The sequence below is a fragment of the Mesorhizobium sp. M7A.F.Ca.CA.001.08.2.1 genome (assembly GCF_003998455.1).
Lineage (GTDB): Bacteria > Pseudomonadota > Alphaproteobacteria > Rhizobiales > Rhizobiaceae > Mesorhizobium > Mesorhizobium ciceri.
Window position 1 is genome coordinate 1 of the sequence record NZ_RZPW01001310.1, and the last position, 804, is coordinate 804.

Consider the following 804-nt stretch of genomic DNA (forward strand, 5'->3'; position numbering starts at 1 on the left):
GTATAAAAATTTGCGGGCCTTTGGCGGCACGGGGTCCAAACTCTCGGGCAGATTGCGTTTGCGTCTGGTGCGTTCGAAGGCCGCCGGATCAAGATTGACGCAGGCTGGAACGAGCATGCCGATATGACCCACCGCCACGGATACTTGCGCATCCCGCTGCTCATGCTTTTCGCGATTTTGAGCACGATCGACGTTCGCGCCGCGGTCGAACAGAACGCCTCATTACAGCCGCGCAACCGGCTGGCGATCGTCATCGGCAACACGAACTACCAGAGCAAGCGTCTCGAGCACCTCGCCAACGCGGTCAACGATGCGACGAAACTGTCCGACAGCCTGAAGCGGCTGAACTTTGAGGTTCTGACTGGAACCGATCTTACCGCCGATGGCTTCGTCAAGCTTTTCCATGACGCCGAGGCGAAGCTGCCCGAAAGCAGCGCCGTGCTGATCTTCTACGCCGGCCACGGCATGCAGGTGCAGGGCGAAAACTACCTGCTACCGATCGATACGCCCGATCCGGAAAACCTGGACAAGCTGACGGCGCACGCCGTCAAGCTGAATGATGTGATCGCCAAATTCGCCAGTCGCGGCCGTCAGACCTTCATCTTCCTTGATGCCTGCCGCAACAATCCGCTGGGCAGCGGCGCCAACATCTCCAACGGTCTGGCGCAGGTCGAGGTCGGCGAAAACACGTTTGTCGCCTTCGCCACCCAGCCCGGGAACGTCACCGTCGACGGGACAGACGACAACAGCCCGTTCACCACTGCGCTTCTAAAAAACGTCGAAATTCATGGCTTGAGCATTTCG

Annotated in this window: 1 protein-coding gene; it reads left to right on the plus strand. The window is 59.2% G+C overall.

Features of this window, described 5'->3' with window-relative positions; translation table 11 throughout:
• Positions 1–123 precede the first annotated feature (123 nt).
• The coding region (locus tag EN914_RS37040) for a caspase family protein (protein WP_164779248.1) at positions 124–804 on the plus strand (681 nt) is incomplete at its 3' end.